26 protein-coding genes are annotated in these 25,054 nt (G+C 63.4%); 12 read left to right on the forward strand and 14 right to left on the reverse strand.

Annotation, left to right across the window (positions count from 1 at the left end; genetic code table 11):
• Positions 1-88: 88 nt before the first annotated feature.
• The 6 genes from BGP00_RS22100 to BGP00_RS22125 all read left to right on the forward strand — a co-directional run bounded on the left by BGP00_RS22100 (position 89) and on the right by BGP00_RS22125 (position 6,134).
• Positions 89-970, forward strand: coding sequence for a shikimate dehydrogenase (locus BGP00_RS22100; protein ID WP_292689071.1), 882 nt, complete (start codon positions 89-91; stop codon positions 968-970).
• Positions 967-2,841 carry a sugar phosphate isomerase/epimerase and 4-hydroxyphenylpyruvate domain-containing protein gene (locus tag BGP00_RS22105; RefSeq protein WP_292689072.1) on the forward strand — a complete coding sequence of 625 codons (1,875 nt, stop codon included), beginning with the start codon at positions 967-969 and terminating at the stop codon, positions 2,839-2,841. Before BGP00_RS22100 ends, BGP00_RS22105 begins: the two co-directional genes overlap by 4 nt.
• A 21-nt stretch (positions 2,842-2,862) precedes the next feature.
• A complete protein-coding gene (locus BGP00_RS22110; protein ID WP_292689074.1) occupies positions 2,863-3,189 on the forward strand; it encodes a hypothetical protein in 327 nt (108 codons plus the stop codon).
• Positions 3,108-4,079, forward strand: coding sequence for an MFS transporter (locus tag BGP00_RS22115; RefSeq protein WP_292689076.1), 972 nt, complete (start codon positions 3,108-3,110; stop codon positions 4,077-4,079). Before BGP00_RS22110 ends, BGP00_RS22115 begins: the two co-directional genes overlap by 82 nt.
• 128 nt (positions 4,080-4,207) lie before the next feature.
• Complete coding sequence (locus tag BGP00_RS22120; protein WP_292922000.1) at positions 4,208-5,428, forward strand: MFS transporter; 1,221 nt, start codon at positions 4,208-4,210, stop codon at positions 5,426-5,428.
• A complete protein-coding gene (locus BGP00_RS22125; protein WP_292689080.1) occupies positions 5,421-6,134 on the forward strand; it encodes an SDR family NAD(P)-dependent oxidoreductase in 714 nt (237 codons plus the stop codon). The genes BGP00_RS22120 and BGP00_RS22125 overlap by 8 nt, the downstream gene beginning before the upstream one ends.
• Here BGP00_RS22125 and BGP00_RS22130 read toward each other — a convergent pair whose 3' ends face one another.
• The 5 genes from BGP00_RS22130 to BGP00_RS22150 are packed head-to-tail and all read right to left on the reverse strand — an operon-like array spanning position 6,135 to position 9,648.
• Positions 6,135-6,884 (reverse strand): SDR family oxidoreductase, encoded by a 750-nt coding sequence (locus tag BGP00_RS22130; RefSeq protein ID WP_292689082.1) that lies wholly within the window; start codon positions 6,882-6,884, stop codon positions 6,135-6,137.
• Complete coding sequence (locus BGP00_RS22135) at positions 6,881-7,495, reverse strand: heme-binding protein (RefSeq protein WP_168604357.1); 615 nt, start codon at positions 7,493-7,495, stop codon at positions 6,881-6,883. The genes BGP00_RS22130 and BGP00_RS22135 overlap by 4 nt, the downstream gene beginning before the upstream one ends.
• Positions 7,492-8,028, reverse strand: a complete 537-nt coding sequence (locus tag BGP00_RS22140) for a cupin domain-containing protein (RefSeq protein ID WP_210428544.1) — start codon at positions 8,026-8,028, stop codon at positions 7,492-7,494. The genes BGP00_RS22135 and BGP00_RS22140 overlap by 4 nt, the downstream gene beginning before the upstream one ends.
• Positions 8,029-8,032: 4 nt before the next feature.
• On the reverse strand, positions 8,033-8,707 hold the full coding sequence (locus BGP00_RS22145; protein WP_292689086.1) for an EthD domain-containing protein: 675 nt from the start codon (positions 8,705-8,707) through the stop codon (positions 8,033-8,035).
• The gene (locus BGP00_RS22150) at positions 8,704-9,648 is read right to left on the reverse strand and encodes a fumarylacetoacetate hydrolase family protein (protein WP_292689088.1); all 945 of its coding nucleotides are present in this window, start codon (positions 9,646-9,648) and stop codon (positions 8,704-8,706) included. Before BGP00_RS22150 ends, BGP00_RS22145 begins: the two co-directional genes overlap by 4 nt.
• Before the next feature lie 164 nt (positions 9,649-9,812).
• Between BGP00_RS22150 and hisD the strand changes: the two genes are divergently transcribed.
• Genes hisD through BGP00_RS22175 form a run of 5 tightly spaced genes read left to right on the forward strand, consistent with a single transcriptional unit; the run spans position 9,813 to position 13,780 of the window.
• A complete protein-coding gene (gene hisD / locus BGP00_RS22155; protein ID WP_292689090.1) occupies positions 9,813-11,144 on the forward strand; it encodes a histidinol dehydrogenase in 1,332 nt (443 codons plus the stop codon).
• Positions 11,141-11,905 (forward strand): SDR family NAD(P)-dependent oxidoreductase, encoded by a 765-nt coding sequence (locus BGP00_RS22160; protein WP_292689092.1) that lies wholly within the window; start codon positions 11,141-11,143, stop codon positions 11,903-11,905. The genes hisD and BGP00_RS22160 overlap by 4 nt, the downstream gene beginning before the upstream one ends.
• An 11-nt stretch (positions 11,906-11,916) precedes the next feature.
• Positions 11,917-13,068: an alpha/beta hydrolase gene (locus tag BGP00_RS22165; RefSeq protein ID WP_292689094.1), complete on the forward strand. Its 1,152-nt coding sequence runs from the start codon at positions 11,917-11,919 to the stop codon at positions 13,066-13,068.
• Positions 13,068-13,472: a VOC family protein gene (locus tag BGP00_RS22170; protein ID WP_292689096.1), complete on the forward strand. Its 405-nt coding sequence runs from the start codon at positions 13,068-13,070 to the stop codon at positions 13,470-13,472. Before BGP00_RS22165 ends, BGP00_RS22170 begins: the two co-directional genes overlap by 1 nt.
• Positions 13,472-13,780: an antibiotic biosynthesis monooxygenase gene (locus BGP00_RS22175; protein WP_168604364.1), complete on the forward strand. Its 309-nt coding sequence runs from the start codon at positions 13,472-13,474 to the stop codon at positions 13,778-13,780. The genes BGP00_RS22170 and BGP00_RS22175 overlap by 1 nt, the downstream gene beginning before the upstream one ends.
• Positions 13,781-14,022: 242 nt before the next feature.
• On the opposite strand, the gene BGP00_RS22180 is transcribed toward BGP00_RS22175, so the two are convergent.
• From BGP00_RS22180 to BGP00_RS22205, 6 genes are all read right to left on the reverse strand, one after another.
• Complete coding sequence (locus BGP00_RS22180; protein WP_292689099.1) at positions 14,023-15,093, reverse strand: VOC family protein; 1,071 nt, start codon at positions 15,091-15,093, stop codon at positions 14,023-14,025.
• Between the two features lie 86 nt (positions 15,094-15,179).
• Positions 15,180-16,298 carry an FAD-dependent monooxygenase gene (locus BGP00_RS22185; protein ID WP_292689101.1) on the reverse strand — a complete coding sequence of 373 codons (1,119 nt, stop codon included), beginning with the start codon at positions 16,296-16,298 and terminating at the stop codon, positions 15,180-15,182.
• Positions 16,299-16,310: 12 nt separating this feature from the next.
• Complete coding sequence (locus BGP00_RS22190; RefSeq protein ID WP_292689103.1) at positions 16,311-17,336, reverse strand: VOC family protein; 1,026 nt, start codon at positions 17,334-17,336, stop codon at positions 16,311-16,313.
• A gap of 131 nt (positions 17,337-17,467) precedes the next feature.
• Positions 17,468-17,695 carry a hypothetical protein gene (locus BGP00_RS22195; RefSeq protein WP_168604368.1) on the reverse strand — a complete coding sequence of 76 codons (228 nt, stop codon included), beginning with the start codon at positions 17,693-17,695 and terminating at the stop codon, positions 17,468-17,470.
• Positions 17,695-19,290: an NAD(P)/FAD-dependent oxidoreductase gene (locus tag BGP00_RS22200; protein ID WP_292689107.1), complete on the reverse strand. Its 1,596-nt coding sequence runs from the start codon at positions 19,288-19,290 to the stop codon at positions 17,695-17,697. Before BGP00_RS22200 ends, BGP00_RS22195 begins: the two co-directional genes overlap by 1 nt.
• On the reverse strand, positions 19,287-20,099 hold the full coding sequence (locus BGP00_RS22205; RefSeq protein ID WP_292689109.1) for an SDR family oxidoreductase: 813 nt from the start codon (positions 20,097-20,099) through the stop codon (positions 19,287-19,289). Before BGP00_RS22205 ends, BGP00_RS22200 begins: the two co-directional genes overlap by 4 nt.
• A gap of 103 nt (positions 20,100-20,202) precedes the next feature.
• On the opposite strand from BGP00_RS22205, the gene BGP00_RS22210 reads away from it, so the two are divergent.
• Entirely contained in the window at positions 20,203-20,634 is a 432-nt protein-coding gene (locus BGP00_RS22210; protein WP_292689111.1) for a helix-turn-helix domain-containing protein, read from the forward strand.
• A 3-nt stretch (positions 20,635-20,637) separates the two neighbouring features.
• Here BGP00_RS22210 and BGP00_RS22215 read toward each other — a convergent pair whose 3' ends face one another.
• The 3 genes from BGP00_RS22215 to BGP00_RS22225 all read right to left on the reverse strand — a co-directional run bounded on the left by BGP00_RS22215 (position 20,638) and on the right by BGP00_RS22225 (position 25,029).
• Positions 20,638-21,639, reverse strand: a complete 1,002-nt coding sequence (locus tag BGP00_RS22215; protein WP_292689113.1) for a LysR family transcriptional regulator — start codon at positions 21,637-21,639, stop codon at positions 20,638-20,640.
• A gap of 11 nt (positions 21,640-21,650) precedes the next feature.
• On the reverse strand, positions 21,651-22,571 hold the full coding sequence (locus tag BGP00_RS22220; RefSeq protein ID WP_292689115.1) for an NAD-dependent epimerase/dehydratase family protein: 921 nt from the start codon (positions 22,569-22,571) through the stop codon (positions 21,651-21,653).
• A 73-nt stretch (positions 22,572-22,644) separates the two neighbouring features.
• Positions 22,645-25,029, reverse strand: a complete 2,385-nt coding sequence (locus BGP00_RS22225) for a TonB-dependent receptor (RefSeq protein ID WP_292689117.1) — start codon at positions 25,027-25,029, stop codon at positions 22,645-22,647.
• Between the last annotated feature and the right edge of the window lie 25 nt (positions 25,030-25,054).

A 25,054-nucleotide genomic window follows, 5' to 3' on the forward strand; every position in this document is an offset into this window, starting at 1 on the left:
TCATGACTATGGCGTAGGTATTCCCTACAATGACAGCCGGGAGGGTGCCTCATGCCCTCCCGGCCTTTCTTTGCCGAGATATTGCTTCATGACCCATGCTTCCTCTCCGGTTTCCTCCCATGCTGTCGGCCTGATCGGGCGGGGCATCGGCGCCAGCCGCTCACCCGCGATCCATGAGGGCGAGGCGCGGGCGCTGGGTTTGCCGCTGACCTATCGCCTGTTCGATTTCGACGCGATGCATTGGGGCGATGAGGAACTGGGGCGGGCGGTGCGCCTGATGCGCGATGTCGGCTATTCGGGCAGCAATGTGACCTTTCCCTTCAAGCAGCAGGTGATCGCCCATTGCGATGAATTGAGCGATGAGGCCAAAGTGCTGGGCGCGGTCAACACACTGGTGTTTCGCGATGGGCGGGTGCGCGGCGAGAACACCGACTGGATCGGGTTCTCATGGCTGGTCGAACGCGCTTTCGGCTCGATTGCCGGAGCCCGCGTCGCCCAGATCGGCACCGGCGGCGCGGGCAGCGCGACGGCTCTGGCGCTGGCTCAACTGGGCGCGGTCGAGGTGGTGCTGTTCGACCCCGAGGCGGCGCGGGCCGCGCGGCTGGCCGACAGCCTTTCGCAGGCGGTTCCGGCCTGCCGCTTTACCGTGGCCCGGGATGTGGGCGCGGCGATTGCCCTTTGTGCAGGCGTGGTCAATGCAACGCCCGTCGGCATGGCCAAATTGCCGGGCATGCCGTTTGATCCGGCCCTGATGCGCGCCGATCAATGGCTGGCCGACATCATCTATTTCCCCTTGGAAACAGAGCTGTTGGCCGCCGCCCGTGCGCAGGGGCAAAGGGTGGCCAATGGTGTGTCCATGGTGGTAGGACAGGCGGCCGAAGCCTTTCGCCACATCACCGGCATCGCTCCTGACCGGGAGCGTATGCTGGCGCGTCTGTTGGCGGATATTGCAGGAGAACAGGCTGCATGACCTCCCCGTTTCGCTCCTCCATCGCGACCATCTCCATCAGCGGCACGCTGGCCGAGAAGCTGAATGCCATTGCGGCGGCGGGCTATCAGGCGGTCGAGATTTTCGAGAACGATCTGCTCAGCGCCCCGCAATCGGCGGTTGAGATCGGGGCGATGTGCCGCGATTTGGGGCTGGATGTGGCGATGCTCCAGCCTTTCCGCGATTATGAGGGCCTGCCCGTCGACCAGCGCGCGCGGGCCGAGGAGCGTATGCGCCGCAAATTCGCGGTGATGGAGGATCTCGGCACCGATCTGGTCCTGCTCTGCTCGAACTGCGCCCCCCATGCGGCGGGGGATCGCGACACGCTGCTTGCCGATCTTTCCCGCATCGCGGGAATCGCGGGCGAGCATGGTAAGCGCATCGCCTATGAGGCGCTGGCATGGGGCACGCATGTCAACGATCACCGCGATGCATGGAGCCTTGTGCGCGATGTCGATCATCCCGCGCTCGGCCTGACGCTCGACAGTTTCCACTCGCTCTCGCGCAATATCCCCAGCGCCAGCATCGGCGACATTCGGCCTGACAAGCTGTTCATCGTGCAATGGGCCGATGCGCCGCGCCTGCAAATGGACCCGCTCAACTGGAGCCGCCATTTCCGCTGTATGCCCGGCCAGGGCGACTTTGCGCTGGACGAATTTGCCGCACAATTGCTGCGCATCGGCTATGACGGTTATTGGAGCCTTGAAATCTTCAATGACCGGTTCCGTGCGGGATCGGCCAGCCAGGTCGCGCGCGATGGTCTGCGCGGGTTGAAAGTGCTGCATGACGGCGCCTTGCGCGCGCTGGGGCGGACGCCCGAAATGCCCGCCGCCATCGCCCCCATGGGCGTCGAATTCATCGAATTTGCCGCCAGCCATGCCGAAGCCGAGGAGTTCACCGGTATTTTCAAGGCGCTGGGTTTCGAACGCACCGGCCACCACCGTTCCAAACAGGTTGAGCGCTGGCAGCAGGGCGGTATCAACCTTGTCATCAATTCCGAGCCTGAAGGTCTCGCGCATAGTTTCGACATGGTGCATGGCGGCTCGGTCTGCGCCATCGGCCTTGCCGTGCCCGATCAATCCGCCGCCATTGCGCGAGCCCAAGCGCTCGACATTCCCCGTTTCAGCCAACCGGTCGCCCCCGATGAATGGCAGATCCCGGCGGTGCGCGGGGTGGGGGGCTCGCTGTTCTATCTGGTCGATGCGGCCACCGATGCGGATATGTGGGCGCAGGAATTTCCGGGCAGCACTGCGCCCGGCACCACCGGCCTGACCCGCGTCGATCATATCGCCCAGACGATGCAATATGAGGAAATGCTGAGCTGGCTGCTCTATTACACCGCGCTGTTCGATTTCGCCAAAACGCCCCAGCTCGAAATCTCCGACCCCATGGGCATCGTCTATTCGCAGGCGGTGGAAAGCCGGAACGCGGCCAAACCGGTGCGCTTCACGCTCAACGGCTCGATGGCGGCCAATGCGCTCTCGACGCGCTTTCTACATAATTACTTCGGCGCCGGGGTCCAGCATATCGCCTTTGCCTGCGACGACATCTTTGCCGTGGCCGCGCGGGCCAAGGCGGCGGGCCTGCCCTTCCTGGCCATCGGCCCCAATTATTACGAGGATCTCGAGGCCCGCTTTGGCCTTGAGCCTGCGTTGGTGGCCCGGCTGGCCGAACATAACATCCTTTATGACCGCGATGATGCGGGCGAATATTTCCAGTTCTACAGCCGGGCCGTGGCCAAGCGCATCTTTTTCGAGGTGGTGGAGCGGCGTGGCTATGACGCCTATGGCGCGACCAATGCCTCAATCCGCCTGAACGCGCAGGCCGCCCACCGCGATCCCGTCCAATTCTGACCTCCCAAGGATAGACCCTCAATGGCCTTTGTCTCCGCTGCGTCTGATGCGGCGCTCGATACGGCGGATGACCGCTGGACCCGCAAGGCTATGGGCATTGTCGCGCTGTGTTTTGCGCTGAACATGGCCGATGGGATGGATTTGCTGGTCGTCTCCTTTATTGCGCCCTCGCTGCAGAATGAATGGGGCGTCTCGTCCGGGCAATTCGCCATTGTCTTCAGCGCCGGCCTTGCGGGCATGGCGCTGGGGGGCTTGGCCTTGCGCCCATGGCGGATCGTTTTGGGCGGCGGCGGATGGTGGCGCTGGCCATGGCGCTTATGGCGCTGGCCATGGCGGTGTCCAGCCTGACCCGTTCGGTGCCGGAACTGGCCTTTGTGCGCTTTTTCATCGGCACAGGGATCGGCACGGTGCTGGCCTGCATTTCGGCCATTGCCGCGCGCGTGGCCCCGCGCAGGCATCGCAATTTCGCCGTGGGTGTGCTTCAGGCGGGCTATCCCATCGGGGCGATGTTTACCGGCTTCATCACCGCATGGGCGCTCCCGATCTTTGGCTGGCATTGCGTCCTGCTGGGCACGGCGGCGGTTTCGGCGCTGCTGGTGCCGGTGATCCTTGCCATCCTGCCCGCCGGATTGGACGCGGGCGCATCGGGGCAACGGCCCAGCATCGGCGAAGTGGTCAGCGGCGTGCGGCGCGCCAATTCGATCCGCCTGTGGGTGGCCACGATCTGCGGCTTCATGGCGCTCTATTTCATCACCAGCTGGATCACCAAACTCTCGATCGAGGCGGGCCTGCCCCAGACGCAGGCGATCATCGCCAGCGCGATCTATAATTTCGGTGCCTTTGCCGGAACCGTGGCGATGAGCATTGCGGGCACCCATTATGACGTGCGTCGCCTGTGCAGCATCCTGCTGGCGGCAACGGCGGGCGTGTTTCTGTTCTTTGGCGGCGTGTCCATGCCGCTGTGGGGCGTGCTGGCCTCGGCTTTCCTGATGGGCGTGACGCTTCAGGGCGGCTTTAACATGCTCTATCCGCTGGCCGCGCAGGTCTATCCCGATGCGGTGCGCGCCACGGGCATCGGCTGGGCCTTTGGCATTGGCCGGATCGGGGCGTTTACCGGCCCGCTGCTGGGCGGCTGGGCGCTGGGTCAGCATTGGCCGCTGGTGGCGATCTTTGCGCTGTTCTGCGGCCCGCTGCTGATCGCCGCCATCTCGGCCGCCGGGGTCAGCAAGGACGTGTGATCCTATTCACGCCATGGATAGCTGCCCATCGGCGGATTGAAATAGCAGCCTCGCGCCAAAGCGCCTAATCAAGGGACAAGAGAAAATAGGCCTCAAAAGCCGAGGCCGCGCATCGGGAGAAGACGCAGGTGACAGGCCACCATCAGCCGGGTTTCATGACAGGCCTATCGCTGCTGATCCCGATAACGCTCTCCACCATGGCCATCGTGCTGCTGGCGCCGATCCTGCCGGGATTGCTGAACGAGTTTTCCGGGATTGCGGGCCATGAATATTGGGTGCCGATGATCCTGACGGTGCCGGCGCTCTGCGTGGCGCTGTTCTCGCCGGTGGCGGGGATGCTGGGCGACTGGTTCGGGCGGCGGCGCCTGCTGATCTGGGCTCTGGTGGCCTATGCGGCGGTGGGCATTGCGCCGGTATTCCTCACCGATCTGACCGCGATCATCATCAGCCGCATCGGCGTCGGCGTGGCCGAGGCGCTGATCATGGTGCTGACCACGACGATGATCGGCGATTATTTTAAGGGCGCCGCGCGCGACAAATGGCTGGCGGGGCAAACGGCTTTCGCCTCGATGTCGGCGCTGCTGTTCTTCAACATCGGCGGGCAATTGGGCCGCTTTGGCTGGCGCGCGCCGTTCTGGGTCTATGGCTGCGCACTGGTCATGCTGGCGCTGGTGCTGATCTTCACCTGGGAACCGTCCGAGGCCGACGCCGAGGAGGAGGCCGATCACGCTCCGCATCATGGCGCTTGGGGCGGGTTCCCGTGGAGCCGGATGGCCGGGATCATCGCCATCACCATCTATGGCTCGGTCCTGTTCTACACGGTCCAGATTCAGGCCGGGCGGGGTATTGCCCTGCTGGGCGTGAGCGATCCGGGCCGGATCGGTTTCCTGACCTCGGTGGCTAGCCTGGGCGTGCCGATCGGCACCTTCATCTATTCGCGGATCGGGCGGGCGCGGGTGGCGCATCTGCTGCTGGGCGAGTTTGCCTTTCTCACGGTGGGCTTTCTGCTGATGGGCCGGGCCGGGACAACCACGCCCTTCCTGATCGGCTGTTTCATCAATCAATTGGGCGCGGGCGTGCTGCTGCCGACCTTGCTGGTCTGGGCGATGGACGGGCTGCCTTTCGACATTCGCGCCCGCGCGGCGGGCCTGTGGACGGGGGCCTTTTCCATCGGGCAATTCCTTTGCCCGGTGGTGGTGACTTTGGGCAGCAGCCATGCTGGCGGGCTGATGGGGGCGTTCAGCCTGCTGTCGGGCGCGGCGCTGGTGGGGGCGATGGGCGCTCTGGTCGGATCGCTGCGCAAAGGGCAGGCGTTGAACGCAGCACAGAAGGTGGCGCTCCATGGCTGATCGTTTGGCGGGTAAGGTGGCGGTGGTCACCGGTGCGGGCAATGGCATTGGCGCGGGCTGCGCCGAGCATTTCCGGGCGCAGGGGGCAACGGTCATCGGCGTCGATATTGCGGGCGCGGACCGCGACTGCGATCTGACCGATGAGAGCGCGGTGGCCGATCTGTTCGCCGCCATTGGCGCGGAGCATGGGCGGGTGGACATCCTGCTCAATGCCGCTGCTTTCGCCACTTTCGCTTGGATCGAGGAGATGACCTATGCCCAGTGGAAGCGGACGCTGCTGGGCGAACTCGACATCGTGTTTCTGCCCACGCGCGCGGCATGGAGCCTGCTGAAGGCCAGCGGGCGGGCCAGCATCGTCAATTTCGCCAGCGCCAATGCGGCTCATGCTCTGGAAGGATCGGCCGCGCTGGCGCATTGCGCGGGCAAGGGCGGGGTGCTGGCCATGACGCGCCAGCTGGCGATGGAGGGTGCCCCCCATGGCATCCGCGCCAATACGATCGCGCCGGGCTTCATCCTGACCGCCGCCACGCGCGCGCATATGGAGAGCGAACCTGCCCTGCGCGAGAAAGTGCTGGCCAAGAATATGGTCAAGATCCTTGGCGAGCCGCAGGACATTGCCCATGCCGCGACATGGCTGGCCAGCGATGAGGCGCGCTATGTGACGGGCGCGAATATCGCGGTGGATGCCGGCGCGACTGCGTGGTGATTAGCTGCCGTCCGTAATCAGCGTTCCGCCATCCACCACCAGATTGTGGCCGGTGACAAAACCGCCCGCCGCGCTCGACAGGAACACCGTCGCGCCCGCCACTTCTTCGGGCTTGCCGGGGCGGCGCAGCGGGGTCATGCCCATGCGGCGGGTCATGAATGCCTCATTGGCCAACAGCGGCGCGGAGAGTTCGGTGGCGATGAAACCGGGCGAAATCGCATTGGCCCGCACCCCATGCGGCCCCCATTCCACCGCCAGATTGCGCGCAAGCTGCGCCACGCCCGCCTTGGCCAGCGCATAGGCATTAATCGCCCCATTGCCGCGCAGACCCGACAGGCTGGCGATCAGCACCGCATTGCCGCTCCGCGCGCGCAGATGCGGATAGGCCAGATTGCACAGCACGACCTGAGAGCGCAGGTTGATCGCCATCACGCGGGCGTAATCCGCCATGTCGACGGAGGAGAAAGGACCGGGCCGCCCGGTGATCCCGGCGTTGCACACGACAATATCGATCCCGCCCAGCGCCGCCACCGTGCCATCGACCAGCGCGCCCAGTGCCGCATCATCGGCAACATCGCACGCGATGCCAAGCGCCCCCATCTCCGCCGCCGCGCGGGCGGTGTCGGCCTCGTCCTCGCTGGAGATCACCACGCGCGCCCCGGCGTCCATCATCGCCTGCGCAATCGCGTGGCCGATGCCGCGCGTGGAGCCGGTGACAATCGCCACCTTGCCGGTCAGATCGAACATCATAGCTTCAACCCCGCCGCTGCGCAGACTTCATCCTGATGGCCCACCGGAATGCCCGCCGCGCCGCTCACGGCAATCGCGCCGATGATCCGGCCATTCGCGTGGATCGGCACCGCGCCGCCTTCGACGAACATTGCCGGGGTGACTTTGGCTTTTAAAGCAGGATCATGGCGCAGCGCTTCATGGGCCTCGCCGCTGGTCGAGCCGAAGGCCAGCGCGACCGCCGCCTTGCGCATGGCCACAAACACATGGCTGCCATCCGCGCCATCGGCGGTCAGCATCGCGCGCGCCTCGCCCGCGCTGTCCACCACCGCCACGCCCACGCGAAAACCGCGCCGTGTGCAATCGTCCAATGCGGCCTGTGCCATGCGCGTGGCCTGTTTCAGGCTGGGCGCGGGGGCGGTGCTTTCGGGCGGATCGCCGGGCGCGGGCAGATGTGTGCCGGGCGGCAGAGGCGGGGGATCAAGCGGCAGTTCGCCCCCATCGGTCAGCATCGCAAAGGGCGGCAGCCGATCCCCCGGAAGGGCGCGCGGCCCCGCCGGGATTTCGTGGAAAGGCATAGCCACCGCTGCACCCGCGATCAGCAGAGCGACCGCGCCCAGCGCATATTTCATTCGCCCATTTCCCCATAGGCGGGATCGACCTGCTCGGGCTTGGCCTCGTCCAGCGGCACGCCGTTATGCTTGTAGGCGGGAGCCTCGATCAGGATGAAGGCGATGCGGCAGACCTGATCGGTGGTGTTGCGCCACAGGTGGTTGGTGCCGCGCTGGACGATGATGCCGCCCTCGCGGATGGTCTTTTTGCGCCCGTCGTCCAGTTCCAGCTCGATCTCGCCCTTCAGCACGATGCCGTAATCGACGCTGTTGGTGCGGTGAAACGGGCTTTCCTTGCCGGGCAGCATATCGGTGATGCGGATCACGCTGCCGCGTTCCAGCGTCAGGCCGGTGGGCAGGTCGCGCCCGTCGCGCTCATCGTTTAGGTCAGCCGGGACCGTTTCGGTGGTCCAGATGGTCAGGAAGCTGGCATCGCCGCTGGGGATCATCCTGGTGGGGGTCACATCTTCGGATTTGAAGATGGCGCGGCCGTTTTCATCGTGGCCGGTGACCACGCGCTGGATCGGCGGCAGGCCGGAATCGGACATTTCCATGGTTTCAATCCTTTTGGCTGGAAACAAAAATCCTGGGGCGGGTGACCAGCACAGAGGCCGGAGCATCGGCAAAATAGGCCTGCGCCGCAGCGGTCAGGGCATTGGCCAGATCAGCCGGAATAGGGCCGCGCAGCGAAACTTCGTCAAACAATTCCGCAGGAGCCGGGCCTTCCAATGTACGGGCAACTGTATTGATGCGCCATGCCGCAATCGGTCCGTCCACGCCCTGCGCGGCAAGGATGGGGGCCAGTGCTTCGGCCCAGCCTTGCGCATCCTGCGCATCGGCGCCGTGGCGGAAAATGAAGAGCTTGCGCGCGACATCCTCCGGCCCGGCCAAAACGGTGGTTTCGGACAGCAGCATGGCCAGCGACCCGGCCAGCTCGCGGAAATTGTCTTCGTCCGGCCCGACGATCTGCGCATAGGCGGGCGAGGCCTTGGAAGCGGCCATATCCTCGATACAGGCGAAACGGATGATGGTCAGCGCATCGCGATCCGCCAAAGCTGCGCCCAGCGGCGAGGGCTCATCCTGAACATAGTGATGGACATAGCCGGCAAACATGCCGCTGACCTCGCCATGGGCCATGACCAGCGGGCCATGGGAATGGGCCAGATAGGCCTGCAACCCTTCGCGGCTCAGACCCGCGCGCGTGCGGGGCAGGATGGCCAGCTTGATGCTCACGCGCGCACCACCTTCTGCTCCAGCACGCCAAAGGGCGCGCGTCCGTCGGGCAATTGCGCCTCCATGCGCACGCTGTCGCCATAGGTCATGAATTCGGTGCGGGGCGCGCCTTCATCGACGATCTCGATCCCGCGCCGCTCGGCGATGCAGGAAGAGCCGACCTCGCGGAAATTCTCGTTCGAGACGGTGCCCGAGCCGATCACCGTGCCTGCCACCAGATTGCGCGTGCGCGCGCCATGGGCGACCAGATCGTCGAAACCGTAAGCCATCGGCTCGCCATAGGCATGGCCGAATTGCGCGCCGTTCCATTGCACGTTGAGGTGCAGGGCGGGGCGAAAATTGCGCCAGTTTTCGCCCAATTCATCGGGCGTGACGGCAAAGGGGGCCATGCCGCAGGGGGGCTTGGCCTGAATCCAGCCAAAGCCGGTCTTCATTTCCGGCCCGGCCAGTTTGCGCAGCGACCAGTCATTGATCTGGACCACCAGCGCGATGTGATCACCGGCCTCGGCGGCGGGCGTGCCCATCGGGACGGCGGTGGTGATGATGCCGAATTCGCCCTCGAAATCGATGCCCAGCGCCTCATCGGCCATCGGCACTTCGGCGCGCGGGGCATAGAACGTGTCCGACACGCCCTGATACATGAGCGGCGCATCGGGCTTTTCCGGCTCGATGCCCAGCACCTTGTCCATCAACGCGCCATGGCTGGGATAGACCGAGCCGTCGAGCCATTGCCATGCGCGCGGCAGGGGGGCTAGCAGTTGGTCCATATCGAGGCTTTCGGGAAAATCCGTGATTGCGGCCAGCAAGGGTTTTGCCTTGTCCCAGTCCTCCAGCGCGGCCTGCATCGTTGCGATGGGCGCGGGCGCGTAATGGGCGCCATCGGGCGAAACCACGATCAGCCGCCCATCCCTTGTGCCATTATTCAGCGTGGCCAGACGCATCGCATATGTCTCCCGTAACTTATCATCTGGCGTGGAATCTAGCGTGCGGGCGCGAGGCGGCAACGGCATTTGGTCGATAGCAAACCATCGATAACATGCGATGGTCGGGTGGCGGGGCGCGTGTCAGATGACAGCCAAACAGCCTTTTATGGGGAGATTTTGGCATGGCCATCTGGCTGAAGCGCGGCGCGGCTGCGGAAGAGAAGGCGCAGGCGGATCGCAAGGTTCGCGATATTGTCGAGGCGGCGCTGGGCGATATTGAGAAGCGCGGCGATGCGGCGGTGCGCGAGATGAGCATCAAGTTCGACGGCTGGGACCGGGAAGATTACCGGCTGAGCCAGTCCGAGATCGACGCGGCGGTCGACAGCCTGAGCCCGCAGGAGCGCAAGGATATCGAATTTGCGCAGGCGCAGGTGAAGAACTTCGCGCAGATCCAGCGCGCCAGCATGACCGACGTTGAGGTGGAAACCATGCCCGGCGTGGTGCTGGGGCATAAGAACCTGCCGATCCAGAATGCGGGTTGCTATGTGCCGGGCGGCAAATATCCGCTGCTGGCCAGCGCGCATATGTCGGTCATCACCGCCAAGGTGGCGGGCGTGCCGCGGGTCATCACCTGCGCCCCGCCGTTTCAGGGCAAGCCCGCACGCGCGATTGTGGCGGCCCAAGCTCTGGCGGGCGCCGATGCGATCTATGCGCTGGGCGGGATTCAGGCGATCGGCGCGATGGCCATCGGCACGCAGACGATTGATCCGGTTGATATTCTCGTCGGTCCCGGCAATGCTTTCGTGGCAGAGGCCAAGCGGCAATTGTTCGGCCGCGTGGGCATCGACCTGTTTGCCGGGCCGACCGAAACGCTGATCATCGCCGATGAGATCGGCTGCGACCCCGAAATGGCTGCGACCGACATTCTGGGTCAGGTCGAGCATGGGCCGGACAGCCCCGGCGTGTTGCTGACCAATTCGGAAGCCTTTGCCCGTGCGACGATGAAGGAAATCGAGCGCCTGCTGGAAATCCTGCCCACCGCCGACCATGCCCGCAAGGCGTGGGAGATCTTTGGCGAGGTGATCGTGGCCGAAAGCTATGAGGAGATGGTGCGGATCGCCGATGACATCGCCAGCGAGCATGTGCAGGTGATGACGCGGGACCCCGATTACTTCCTGAAGAACATGACCAATTACGGCGCGCTCTTCCTTGGCAACCGCACGAATGTGTCGTTTGGCGATAAGGTGATCGGCACCAATCACACGCTGCCGACGAAGAAATCGGCGCGTTACACGGGCGGGTTGTGGGTCGGCAAGTTCCTCAAAACCTGCACCTATCAGCGCGTGACCAGCGATGATGCCTCGGCGCTGATCGGCGAATATTGCAGCCGGTTGTGCGCGCTTGAAGGCTTTGCGGGCCATGGCGAGCAGGCCAATATCCGCGTGCGCCGTTTCGGTGGCCGCGATGTGCCCTATGCCGGTCAGGCCGTGCCCAGCGAGCTGACGAAAGCATGAGCCTGCCCCAGACCCCCAGCTTCCGGCTGGACGGTCGGCGGGCGCTGGTGACAGGGGCGGGGCGGGGCATTGGCCTTGCCGCCGCCGCCGCGCTGGCGCAGGCGGGCGCGCAGGTGACGCTGGCCGCGCGGACGCGCGATGAGATCGAGGCTGGCGCCGCCGCGATCCGTGAGGCTGGCGGTTTGGCCGAGGCGGCGGCGCTGGATGTGAGCGACCTGCGCGCGGTGGAGGCCTTCTTCGCCGCGCGTCCGGCGTTTCATGTGCTGGTCAACAATGCAGGGACCAACCGGCCCAAGGCGGTTTGGGAGGTGACGCCCGAGGACTATGACGCCGTTCTCGACCTCAATGTGAAGTCGGCCTTCTTTGTGGCCCAGCACGCGGTCAAGGCTATGTTGCGCGATGGGATGGCGGGATCTCTGATCCATATGGGTTCGCAGATGGGCCATGTCGGCGGCCCGCGCCGCTCGCTCTACTGCGCGTCGAAATGGGCGATCGAGGGCATGAACAAAGCCTTCGCCCTCGACCTTGCGCCCCATGGCATCCGGTCGAACACCATCGCGCCCACCTTCATCGAAACCCCGATGACGCGGCCCTTCTTCGAGGACCAGGCCTTCCTCGACAGCGTGCTGGCCAAGATCAAACTGGGCCGTTTGGGACAGGTCGAGGATCTCATGGGGCCGGTGCTTTTCCTCGCCAGCGACGCTTCGGCCCTCATCACCGGAACCAGCCTCATCGTCGATGGCGGTTGGACTGCGGATTAAAGGAAATACAGATGTTTGAACCCTTTCCCGGAAATTACGTGTGGAATCTGGCCACGAATCTGGCGCTGGTCTGCGGCGGCAATCATGGCGAGATTGACGAGGCCTGCCGCCCGGTGCGCGAGGCGTCCAAGGCCGGGGCCGATGCAGGGTCTGCGCTGCTGTTCGACAGCTGGATTGCAGTGGCCGATCAGGTGGCGAACAATGCCGACGATGATCTGGCCAATGGCTATGCGCTCTCGGCGGGCACCAAATATCTGCGCGCCTCGGGCTATTATCTGGCGGCCGAACGGATGCAGAGCCGCGATTATGCGCCCCGCTGGGCGGCCTATGATCGCGGGCTGGAACTGTACCACAAGGGTTCGCAATTGCGCGGGCTGCATGTGGACAAGGTCGAGATCCCCTATGAGGGCAGCAGCTATACCGCGATCTTTGTCCATGACGGATCGGGCACGCCGCGTCCCACGCTGGTTTCGGTCAATGGCCTCGATTCCATGAAGGAACAGGTCAATATGGCTGGACATGGCCTGTCCAATCTCGAACGCGGCATGAACACGCTGTTCCTCGACCAGCCCGGCACCGGCGAGGCAATCCGCAAGCGCAATCTGGCCGCCGTCTATGATGCCGAGCGTTGGGGGTCGCCTGCGTTTGACTATCTGCTGACGCGCAGCGATGTGATCCACGACAAGATCGGCATTTTCGGCCTGTCCTTCGGCGGCTATCACGCGCCGCGCATCGCCGCCAATGATCCGCGCTATGCCCTGTGCGCGGTGATGGGCGCCAACCACGTCTGGGGCGAGCGTCAGCGCCAGCGTGTGGCCAATGAGGGCGAAAACCCCGTGCCGCATTACTGGGATCATGTGCTGTGGGTGTTCGGCATGGATGATCGCGACGCGTTCCTCGATTATGCCGACCAGATCACGCTCAATGGGCAAGTGGAGAAGATCCGCGTGCCTTTCCTCATCACCCATGGCGAGAATGACCGCCAGATCCCGGCCTTCAACGCCCATCTGTCCTACGATCAGGCGGTGAACAGCCCCAAGCGGACCTTGCGCATGTTCACCAAGGCGGATTTCGAGGTCGAGCATTGCGGCGCCGACAATGGCACCGGGATGCGTGATTACATTGCGGATTGGTGCGCGCAGACCTTTGCGGAGATGGCTTGATGGCCGAATTTACCTTCCACCACGGGGGCGTTTCGGTGCCCTCGTTGCAGGAGGCGATTGACTGGTACGGCCGCGTGCTGGGCTTTGAGGTGGAAAAGCGGTTTTATATTGAGGCCGCCAAAAGCCACACCGCGATGCTCTGCAAAGGCCCGCTGCGTTTCGAAATCTTCGAGGTGGAGGGCGCCGCCCCTCTGCCCGAGGATCGCCGTCATCCGCCCGCCGATCTGCGCACCCATGGCAACAAGCATGTGGCCTTTCGGGTCGAGGATCTGGAAAAGTTTCTGAGCGAAATGGAGCAAAAGCAAGTCGATATTGCCTTTGTCGTGCGCGAAAACTTTGGCAAAGGATGCTTTATCCGCGACTGCGCGGGCAATCTGATCGAATTTGTCGAGGAGCCGAACTGATGACCTTCGAAATCGCCCGCATCACCATCGACCCGGCCCGCGCCGCCGATTTCGAAGCCGCCGTGGCCCAGGCCGAGCCGCATTTCCGCGCCGATCCGGGCTGCACCGGCTTTGCCCTGCAGCGTGTGGTCGAGGAGCCGGGCGTCTATCACCTGCTCGTCGGCTGGGTGTCGGTGGAGGCCCATACCGTCGATTTCCGTGCGACCGAGAATTTTGCCAAGTGGCGCGCGTTGGCCGGGCCGTTTTTCGTTGAGCCGCCCAAGGTGGTGCATGTGGAGACGGTGATTGGGGAGGCGGGGGTGAAGTAAGGTTTGCCTCCGGCGGGCAAAGGGCGGGGGCCCTTTGCAATCCCGTTAATGAAAGCGCCTCGTTTGCAAGCGGGGCGCTTTTTCTATGGGAAAGCCTGCGGCGCGGCGAAGTAGCGTAAAAGGCGCCGCAGGCTTTATCATTCAAACATCGCGTCCGACACAAAACGCCGAACCCATAACGCAAACGCAGACAGTAATGGGAGCGCGAGGGACGAGTCCCTCGCATCTAAACCCCTTACTTCTTAAATCCCATGCTCATCCTCTTCGGTAATCTCGGCCAAGGCTCCCTCAACCGCATGCTTGCCCGGAGCCGCCTTGCGATAGGGTTCAAAACTGCGCCGATCGGCATCGAACTGCATATCCCACGGAATGTCGGGCCCGCGGAAGATCGGCGGGGCATTATTGGCCCACAACAAAGAGCCAAAGCGGAAGTCCCAAGCGCGCGGCACCCAATTGTCGTCGAGATAGTCGGTGTCGGCGTGATATTCGGCTTCGCCGCCCTTGCCGGGGATGTCGCAGTAATAATAGATCGCGGAGGAAATCCGGTGGCGCGAGATGCCGCCTGACGAGTTCATGCTCTCGTTCTTCCAGCCCTTTTCGGCCATCAGGTTCGCGCCTAGCATCACTTCGTCAATGTCGTCCATGCCAAAGGCGATATGCATGAATTTGAAATTGTCGGGGGCAAAGGGCAGGTCGCAATTGACCCAGAAGATCGAGTGATGCTCGAACGTGCCGCCCGCGCGCGAGAAAATGCCGACGCCCTTGCTGTGGTCGATATAGCGAAAGCCCAGATGGCGTTCGTAAAATTCAAACGACCCCACATAATCGGGCGAGAAGAACACCACATGGTTGATCGTCTTGGGGATCGCCCGCTGGCGCCAGATGCGGTGCTGGTTGAAACGCGGATAGGAGGTGGGCGTGTTGACCGGGCTGGCTGCGGAATGGAACGCCCGCTTGGCCCAGACGCGGATGGCGATAGGCTGGCCATCGGGGCAGACGCAATGGACGGTGCCGTCATCGTCGCGCGTAATCGCCACTTCGCTTGCCAGACTGGCAGCGATCTTTTCAAGGTTTTCGGCCGTATCGACGCCCCAGACCGTTTCCTTGACCCCATTGCCGGGGAAGGGATCGGGGCTGGGCAGGCGCGCGTCGCCATGGGGCAACAGGATCACCCGGCTGCCCGAGGCAAGGCGGAACACGGCTTCATTTTCGGTGATGCTTTCCACCGGCAGGCCGAAATCACTCCAGAACTTGGCGTTCTGCGCCAGATCATCGACGCCGAACAGGACGGATTCAACGCCCAGAATGCTCATACAAATCTCCCCAAAGTTTGCGCCCTTATGATGGGGCGCAACCTTGGGGAGAAACGCATTGCATCGGATCGGTGCTATCGGTTTCGTTAAACCGGCTCGGCCAGCTTCTTGCGGATGCGGTCGGTCACTTCGACCGGATCGCCAGCGCTTTCGGGGTGCATTTCCCATTCGCCCAACTGGATCGAGGATGTGCCGACCAGCTTGGCCCGTTCAAACCGCCGCTCCATAAAGGCGCGCAGGGCCGCCGGAATATCACCCTGACCCAGTTCTTCGGCCAGAACCACCGCATCCTCGACCGCCATGGCCGCGCCCTGGCCCAGATGGGGCGTGGCCGAATGAGCGGCGTCACCAATCAGCACCACGCGGCCCTTGTGCCACGGATCGGGCATGATGCAGGCCTCCAGCGGGCGATAGACCACCAGCGCAGGATCGGTGATCGTCTTGGCCGCCTCGCCCAGAATGCCGCCATAACCGGCAAGGCGGGCGCGCATTTCATGGGCAAGCGTTTCGGGGGCAAAGCGCGGGTTGCCCTTTTCCTCGATCACGGCGAAAATATACATTTCATCGGGCGTCAGCGGGCAATAGCCGGCCTTGCCGTTGAAGCCGTTGTGGCCGTTTCCGATGTAGATATCGCTCCATTCGAGGCCCTCGGGGCGCGGCACGTTGTAGCGCCACACGCCTTGCCCGGTGAATTTGGGGGTGGCTTCGGGAAAGATCGCCTTGCGCACCGCCGAGTAGTTGCCATCCGCGCCCACGACCAGATCATACGAACCGGACGTGCCATCGGAAAAGCCCAGTTCCACATGGTCGCCATAATCCGCCATCGTGGTGAAAGTGACGCCCAGACGCACCGGAATGCCCAGTTCCTTCACCTTGTCGGTCAAGACCTTGTGCAGCGCGGGGCGGGTCAGGCCCAGATCGGAGGGCAGGCCATCGACCGCCGTATCGCCGGGCAATTCGGCAATCGTGTTGCCGTTAACGTCCACAAAGCGCGCCCCGCGATAGGCATAGCCCGCCTTCACCGCCGCATCGCCCACGCCCAGCGCGTTGAGGGCCCGCACGAAATTGGCCTGCACGATGATGCCCACGTGATAGACCTTCCAGTCCTTGTCACGCTCCACCACTTCGCAGGCTACGCCGCGCTGATGCAGGCCGATGGCCAGAGCAAGGCCCGCCACCCCGCCGCCGATGATGCAAATCGTCATAATCTCTCTCCCTTATTCAGCAGCTTGGGCCGGAACCGGTTTCGGATCGGCGGGCAGGTAACGAAGCTGATCCTCGCGGGCATAGGCCACGTCCCAGACCGGCTCTTCCTGCAACCAATGGGGCAGGTCGTGCATATAGATCAGCGTGCCAAAGGCGCCGTCCCACACGCGCACCTTCCAACTGTCATCCACACAGTCGCAATCCGCGCCATATTCCATGTCGCCGCCCAGTTCGGGCACCGCCAGATACAGAAACGCCGCGCTGGTCAACCGGTGGCGGCCAAGACCCCAGCCACCTTCAAAGCTGTAGCCCAGACGGTCGAGGTGGTTCTTGCCCACCATGATTTCGTCAATGTCCTCGCATTCGAAATTGGCGTGGTGGAATTTCAGCGTGCCGTCGAAACCGGGCATCCGCGCATGGGCATTGGCCAGAAAGATATTGTGATGCTCATAGGCCCCATCGGCGCGCATATAGACGCCAAAGCCCTTTTGCACATCGGTCAGGCGAAAACCGAGGCGGTCGCGGTAGTATTCCATCGCCTCCTGCACATCGGGGAAGGTCCAGACCGTGTGGTGAATGCGTTTCGGCACCGCGCGGGCCAGCCATTTGCGCGGCTGGTTGAGGCGGCCCACGGTGCCGGGCGTGTTGCTGGGGCTAGGCGCGCCATGGACGGCGCGGGGTTGCCAGACCTGCAATCCGATGGCCTGGCCAAAGGGCGTGATGAAATGGGTGACGCCCTCGGCATCGACGCGCAATTCATGATCGCGCGACAGGTCGGCGGAGAGGCGCGCCATGGCCTCGGCGCTGTCCACGCTCCAGATGCATTCGTGGACGCCGATGCCGGTCTGTGCGGCGCCCTTGGGCAGATCACCATGCCCGCGCAGCAGCAGGCGGGCCTGCGCGCCGTTCATGGTTTCGAACCTTGCGCTGGTGGCGTCCTGTTCGATGGGCCGCAGCCCGTAATCGGTGAAAAACCGGCTGGTGGTGGCCAGATCCTCCACCAGAAACACCAGCCGCTTTATGCCTGTGATCGCCATCTCGCGCATCTCCCTTTGCTTTGTCGGGCCAAGGATGATGCGCGAGGGGCTTGGGCTTCTTGATCTGGCTCAATCCGATTTCATGGATTGAATGGGATTTACCTATTGATGAAATCGAATTGAGGCAGGTTTCACTTGCGCAGCAGCAGGGTAATCAAAAACCAGATGGTTTTGGCATCCAGCAGCTTCAATCCGGCCCGCGCCTGCTCCGGCGTCAGTTTCGCCACCATCGGCATAGCGCCAAAGATCTTGCCGCGAATGACCAGATCATTGCCGTCGCGCTCGATCCTGCGCACGGCCATCAGCTCTTTGTTATTGGCGTCGAGCACCTTCATCGGCGCAATCTTCTTCTCGGCCATCAGATCGCCCCCCCAATGTCCTTGGCGCAGACCTTGTCATAGTCAATGTCCATATCGTCCATCATCTGGATCGCGGTGGCGCGCCCGGCGCCGAAGACCCCCCCGCCCGGATGCATGAAGGGGCCGACCAGATAGAGGTCATCGATGCCCGGCACGCGGAACGATCCCAGATCGGGCGTGGGGCGATGGGCCACCGATTGATACATGAAGGGCGCGCAACCATGGATGTCGCCCTTGATAAAGCTGGCCGGGCTGTCGCGTTCATGGTCGATGGGCGAGCGGATCAGACGGCCGGTGATGTTGTCATCGCTCAGGTTCGAATAGAACTTGCGATATTGTTCGAGCGCCCGGTCGGCGAACTCTCCCTTGCGCGCGTCCCAAGAACCCGGCCCGTCGGGATAGAGATTATAGGGCGCGAAATTGACGCCATAGAACACGCCCGCCCCTTCCGGCGCGCGGCTGGGGTCAAAGATCGTGTTGTCGCCGCCCGCGATCAGGCGGTGCGAAACCTCACCCCGGCGCAGCTTGTCATATTCCAGCAGCATGTCGCGGATGGTGTAGAAATCCATCAGCTCGGTCATCATGGCGTTGGTTTCATTGCCGACCTTCAGCTTCAAACGCTCTTTCAGCGTCAGATGCATCAGGTTGATCGAGAAGGTCGATTGCGTGACGCGCTCGGCGCGCTGCAAGACCGGCTCCGGCGTTTCGCCCACGAATTTGCGCAGCACATGCGGGTGGATCGCGCCGATCACGCCATCCCTGGCCATAAATGTCTCGCCTGTGGTCAGCTCCAGCCCCAGCGCCTTGCCGCCCGAGACAATCACGCGCGACACCTCGGCATTGCAGCGCACCTCGCCGCCGAAATGCTCGATGGCGCGCACCAAGGCCTTGGACAATTGCCCCGACCCGCCCTTGGGCATCGAGCAGCCATAGGTATGGATGATCCCCGGCATCAGGAACGCGCCCATGCCCGTGCCCAATTCATCGGGCATTTGCAGGTTTTCGGTCACCATGCGCAAGATGTGGAGCTTGAGCAGATCGCTCTCGAAATATTGCTCCACCACGTCCAGCGCGCTGCGGCTCATTACATCGAGCAGGAAGCGGCCCTCGTCCGACTGGTCCATCATCGCCACAAAGGCGCCCATGGGGAAGGGCGGCGCATAAAGCCCGCTCATGAACATCGGGATCGCGTCCATGCTGGCGCGGGCGAATTTGCGATAGGCTTCGGCGTCGCGCGGGCTGAAGGCGGCGATTTCTTCGCAGGTGCGGTCCAGATCCTTCCAACTGCGCACCACCGTGCCATCCTCCCAGATAGAGGCATGGGGCAGGTCGGGATAGATATATTCCAGCCCGAATTTCGACAGCAGCCCCAGCTCGTCCTCGCGCAGCATCGGGTTGCCCTGAATCATGATATGCACATTGGAATGCTCATCATGCCAATATCCGGGCCGGATCAGCTCGCGGGTGGAAACGCCGCCGCCGAAATGGGGTTTGCGCTCCAGCACCAGCACCTTCTTGCCCGCCTTCGCCATATAGGCCGCCGCGGTCAGGCCATTATGGCCGCCGCCCATCACGACGATGTCAAACTGGCTCATGATGCGTGTCCTTCGAAAAATGCGCGAAATCCGCCGAGGCCGGGGACGTGGGATGTGCCGCCGCCATCGCATTCCACGCAGGCGCCGGTGATGTTGCGCGCCGCGTCGCTGGCCAAAAAGGCCACCGCCTCGGCAATGTCCTGTGGGTCGCCCAATTGGTCGCGCAGGGTTTCATCCTCCACCACCTGACGTAGGGCGGCAGGGAAGGCTTCCTTGAGCGCGGGGGTCATGGTCATGCCGGGCGCTACCGCGTTGCATCGCACGCCCGCGCGGCCATGCGATGCGGCAATCGCGCGGGTCATCTGGATGATCGCGGCCTTCGACGAGCTATAGGCGGCCTGAATCATATGGCCCTGCAGCGCGAGACTGCTGACCGTGTTGACGATATTGCCTTTGCTCTCGCGCAGATGCGGCAGCGCCGTGCGGCAGGCAATCATCGTCCCGCGCACATTGACGCGATAGGTCCGGTCCCAAAGGGCCGTCGCCATATGTTCGATATTGCCGTCGGCTCGCGCAATATCGGGGCCGAGCAGGGCCGCATTGTTGTGCAGAATATCCAGCCGCCCGAAATGGGCGACGGTCCGGGCCACCATCGCCTCGATGCTGGCCTCATCCTCCAGGTCGAGATGGATCGGCAGGGCATCAGGAATGCCCGCCGCCACGGCCTGCGCGCGCGGCATGTCGATATCGGCAATGGCGACCCTTGCCCCGCGTAGGGTCATCAATTGCGCGGTGGCCGCGCCGATCCCGCCTGCGCCGCCGGTGATGATGGCGATCTTGCCGTCCAGCCTGATGGCATCATGAGCCATGGGCACCTTCTCCCTCTTGTTTATCCTGTCGGATGCTGGTGTTACTGCCCATCGCGCAAAGCGGAAGAAGGCACTTTTTTGTGCCCAGCACAGGGTGGGGATTGTGGCATTACCCGATGATCTGGAACGCGGCATGGCGGCGCTGGCGGCCGAAATGGCGCGCTATGGCCATGACCGCGAGGCCCCCGTGCGTGAGGTGATGGCGCGGCTGGGGGATCGCTGGTCCACGCTGGTGCTGATCGTGCTGGCGATGGGAGAATGGCGCCATGCGGACCTGCGGCGGGCGCTGGCGCGGCTCTCGTCCGAACAGGCAATTTCGCAGCGGGTGCTGACGCTCAAACTGCGCAGTCTGGAGCGCGACGGCTTTGTGCTGCGCACCGCCACCGACCATGTGCCGCCGCGCGTGTCCTATAGGCTGACCCCGCTGGGCCGCGAATTATCGGTTCAGGCGCGCCGTCTGATCGACTGGGTCAATGCCCAATCCGAGGCGATCCGTATCGCGCGCGCCGGTTTTGACGCGCGCGAAGAGGATTAGACTTCAGGCCCCGCGCATATTGGGGTGGTTATGCTGAAACTGCACGGCGATCTCGTCGCGCCTGGCCTCGGCAATCGGCACGACATTGGTGATGTCGCCCCGCTCCTCCTGCGCCATGGCCGCCAGACGCTCGACCACCCAGCGCAGCGCGCGGTCATTGTTATTGGTGATATGCCATTGGATCGCCTCGCGGATCGGGGGAATATCAAACGGCACCTCGCGCAGCACCAGCGGCAATACCTTGACCATTTGCGAGGCAAGGCGGCGGTGCATTGTGGCGATCCGCTTTGTTCCCACCACCAGCGAGGTTTGCGACAGGAAGGTGGGGGCGACCACCTCGATCCGGCGCTGGGTCTTTTGGCGGCGCACGAACCAGTCGTCGAAGGCGGGGGTACGGCTCTTGCCGAAACGGGCGGTGACATGGCCCAGCGAGAAATATTTCTCGCGCGTCATATCGCCCTCCATCGCCGGATTGGCGGCATCGCCCACCACCACATAATCATCCTCGAACAGCACCTGACTGGGATGGTCCGAACTGATCGCATAATCGATGGTCAGCAGGAGGTCGATCTGGCCTCGCTCCAGCGTGTCGATCGGGCTGTCGCCCATCGGCTGGATTTCAAAGCGCATGTGGGGCGCCTCGGCCTCAATCATCGCCAGCGCGCCCGCCAGCAGCACCTGCGTCGAATAATCCGAGGCCATGAAGCGGATCTGGCGATCACAGGTGGCCGGGTCGAATTCGGGGGCGATGGCGATGGTGGAGCGGATCTGGTCCAGCACCGCGCGCACCGGCTCGATCAGTTCCTCGGCCCGCGCGGTCAGCACCATCGAGCGGCCTTTGACCACCAGCAGTTCATCGCCGAAATAATCGCGCAGACGGCCCAGCGCCGAAGACGTGGCAGATTGCGACAGGCACAGCCGATCCGCCGCAAGGCTCACGCTCTTTTCCGCGAGCAGCACGTCAAGCGCCACCAGCAGGTTGAGGTCCAGTCGCTGGAACCGCATCTTCGCTCTCCTTAATCCAGCGTCTTGAGCGCGCTGGAAACCAGAGTAGCAAGATCGCCATCATGCGCAAAGCCCGCCTTTTCCGCCGCCGCCGTGGTCAGCGGCGGTTGCGCCGCAAAGGCCGCTTCGAGCGCGGCATCGGGTTCATAGCGCACCAGATCGGGCGAAACGCCGCATTGCGCCGCAATTTCCCTGGCCAGATCACCCATCGTGACGCGCTGGGCGGGCAGGGTGACGGCATAGGTGGGCGGCAAAAGCGCGGTGTCGAGGGAAAGCGCATGGATGAAATTATCCGCACAGCGCGCCACCGACTGCGCCCAGATCGTGCCGCCCGCCGAGACGGGGCAGGTAAACTCCTCGCCTGCCTTCAAGGCATGGAACAGGTTCGACATAAAGGCGCTCTTCATGCCGCTCGGCCCCTTGGGGCGGGCCAGAATACCGGGCAGGCGCACGGTCACGCCCTCGATCATGCCGCGATTGGCGAACATGGCGACGGCATGTTCCATCATCGCCTTATGCGCGCCATAGATCATCTTGGGGCTAAGCGGCGTTGCATCATCGACATAGGCGGGCAGCGGGTCGCCATAGACAGCAATTGAGCTGGCATAGACAAAGCGGGGCTTGTTGCCCTTGGCGCTGGCCTCCAGCAAGAGATCATACATGGCGTCAATGTTGATCCGGCGCGAGGCGGCCGGATCGGCTTCGGCCGCGCCGCCGGGCACCGTTGCCAGATGGATCACCGAGGAAACTCCGCCCGACAGCGCATCGGCGCGCACATCGGCATCGCCCAGATCACCCGCAACCACACGCGCTCCGGAGGGAATGCCGCCCGCCACCGTATCCATGGCCACCACCTCGCGGCCCTGCGCCAACAGGCGCGACACGATCTGGCGGCCGACAAAACCCCCGGCTCCGGTGACGATAACTGGCATCAGGCAGGCTCCAAAACAAGGGCCGTGACAGCGCGGGCTGTCACGGCAAAAGGGTATCAGATCATGTAGGGGATCAGAAATTGATCCCTACGCGCGCGCCAAAGTAGCGGCTGGAATCGCGCGCGGGCTGGCCGATCACCAGATTGCCCGTGGTGGCCCCGGCAAAAAAGTCCTCGGCATTGGTCAGATAGAACCTGTCGGTCACATTGTTGACGAAGAAGGTCAGCGTGGCCTTTTCGTCCTTGGTCTGGAAACCAAGGCTCAGGTCCATCAGGCCGAACGCGCTCTGGAAGGTCTGCGGGTTCTGGTTGGCCTGGAGATAGGTGCCCGAACGATAGGACAGGTTGGTGCCTGCGATCAGGTTGAACTTTTCAAACGGGATCGTCTGGACGATCTGGGCATTGACCTTCAGCTTGGGGCTGGCGGGCATCGGCTTGCCCGACAGATCCTGCGTGCCGCTGGCATCGCACCCTTGCGCGGTGGTTTGGGTGGGCCAGCAGACCGCGCCCTTGAAATTGGTGAACTTGGCATCGATCAGCGCCGCCGACAGGCTGGCCCGGGTGTTGCCCTTCACGTAATTCAGGTCGGCCTCGACGCCTTGCGTCCGCGCCCCGGCATTGGCCAGGATCAGCACGCCCACCAGTTTCGATGTGTCGAAGATCTGCGCCTGATAGCCGCTGTAATTGGTGTAGAACGCGGCCAGGTTGAAGGTCAGATGGCGGTCGAGCAGCGTCGATTTCAGGCCCACTTCAAAGCTGTCGATGTGCTCCTGCGCCACCGCCTTGGCAAAGGTGGCGATTTCGGCCAGCCCAGCCGCCGTGGTGTTGCCCGGCGCGATCGACCAGTCATGGACCGTGTTGAACGCCTTGGGCTTATAGCCGCGCGTATAGGAGGCATAGGTCATGATGTCGCGGGTCGGCTTGAACTGGATCGCCGCATCGCCCACCAGCGCGCCCGAGCTGTCCGAGAGGTTCCACGTATAGCCGCCCTGGCCAAAGCCGCCGCTGCCATACTGGCCCGCCGCCGGGTTGAAATATTGCGCGACGTTCCAGCCGATCTTGTCCCAGTTGTAACGCAGGCCGCCCACAAAGGTCAGCCTGTCATTCACATGGGCGGTGGCGCGGCCATAGATCGAGTAATTCTTGGTGGTCGAAATATTGTTCTTGGCCAGCGGGTTGAGCGTCCAAGCGCGCAGCACATACTGGTTGACCGTCATGTCCGAATAGAACAGCCCGACCAGCGCCGAGAGCGGTTTTTTGGCATCGGTGGCCAGTTTGAATTCCTGGCTGGTCTGGCTGACATAGCCCTGCGCCGACTGGAGATTGCTGTAGGGCAGCACCATCGAAGAGGGGAGTTGGCCGATCGCATTGAGGAAAGTTTCAAATTTCAACGCCCAGTTCGGATCATTGCCAAGGAAGGTGTCCTGCGTCTGATACTGGCCCTCGTGGCTGTAGGCGGTGGTCGAGGTCAGCGTCAGATCGCCCAGGCGCCAGTTGAGTACCGCCGAAGTGTCCTTGTCCTCATAGCGCGACACCATCGTGGTATGGGTGGACAGTTTGGTGTTGCCATAGCCGATGGTATAGCCCGGATACATCGTAGCCGCGTCCAGCCCCACCGGCGGGGCAAAGAAGAACGAGCCGGGCGTCCAGTATTGTACGATGAAATTCGCGCCCTTCGACTTCGACATCGCATAATGCCCCATCACCTGCAGGTCGAGATTGTCGCTCAGCTCAAACTTCAGCTTGGCGCGCGTGCCATAGCTTTCCGCGCGGCTTTTGACGCCCGTGGTGATGTTGGTGATCGGATAGGGCGTGCGCTGATAATAGCCGGTCAGGCTGTAGCTGACCTTGTCGGTGATCGGGCCGGCGGCGCGGCCGTCAATATGCCATTCGCCATCATTGGTGGTCAGCGCGTTGACCGCATATTGCGGCGTGGTGGACGGCGCGACGGTCACGAAGTTGATGACGCCCGCCGAGGCCGTGCGCCCGCCCAGCGTCGCCTGCGGACCTTTGAGCACTTCCAATTGCGCCACGTCGGTGATCGTGTTGACGGCAAAGCTGTCGGCGGGCACCGGCACGCCATCGACCTGAATCGACACGCCCGAGGTCAGACCGATCGCGCCTTCATTGGCGTTGGTCGAAATGCCGCGGATACCATAGGGAACGCGCCCGTTGAACGTGCCTTTCAATTCCACCGAGGGCACCACGCGGTTGATGTCGGACAGATCCACCACATGGGCCTGCGCCACGGCGGCCTGCGACAGCACGGCGGCGGCCACGGGAATTTCCTGAAGCTTTTCCGGGCGCTTCTGCGCGGTCACGATGATTTCGGCGGTATCCTTGGCGCCGGTTTGGGCGGGCGCCTGCTGCGCCATGGCGGGCGCGGCCACGGCCAGAGCCAGCACCGACGTCGAGATCCCCATCGACAGACGCGCGGCATGCTTGGCAAAAGTCCTCATATTCCTCCCCTTATTCTCATCCCTG

The organism is Novosphingobium sp. 63-713 (assembly GCF_001898925.1).
Classification (GTDB): domain Bacteria; phylum Pseudomonadota; class Alphaproteobacteria; order Sphingomonadales; family Sphingomonadaceae; genus Novosphingobium.